At 59.4% G+C, this 517-nt stretch carries 2 rRNA genes; both read right to left on the reverse strand.

The features are described 5' to 3' along the window. Window positions 1-79, reverse strand: a 23S ribosomal RNA gene (locus IZR01_RS49535); the annotation flags it as partial. A 327-nt stretch (window positions 80-406) separates the two neighbouring features. Beyond that, window positions 407-517 (reverse strand): 16S ribosomal RNA (locus IZR01_RS49540); the annotation flags it as partial.

The raw sequence follows: 517 nt of genomic DNA on the forward strand, positions 1-517 counted from the left end.
GAGGCCTTTCGCGGCCTACCACGTCCTTCATCGGCTCCTGGTGCCAAGGCATCCACCGTGCGCCCTTAAAAACTTGGCCACAAAGATGCTCGCATCCACTGTTCAGATCTCAAACACCCACCGGCTCGTCTCCCCCTACTTCGGAACCACCTGCCGTCGCTGACGCGACGCGGTATGGGACCTGAGAGGAGACCCGGTACTGAAGAAGACAACCAAACGGCTGTTCCTTCAGGGCCCAACAGTGTGCCGAACCAGAACAGGCTCACCTCGAAAGAGGCGAGCCGATCAAGTATTCGATGTTCCACCCTTGAGCGCCGGCGTCCAGACATACGCTGGACCAACCGGACTGCTCTGCACTAGAATCGCACACCCTATGGTGCGTGATCCGTAGTGAGAGGCTCCTTAGAAAGGAGGTGATCCAGCCGCACCTTCCGGTACGGCTACCTTGTTACGACTTCGTCCCAATCGCCGGTCCCACCTTCGACAGCTCCCTCCCACAAGGGGTTAGGCCACCGGC

This window comes from Catenulispora pinisilvae, from assembly GCF_015356865.1.
GTDB classification, from domain to species: Bacteria; Actinomycetota; Actinomycetes; order Streptomycetales; family Catenulisporaceae; genus Catenulispora; species Catenulispora pinisilvae.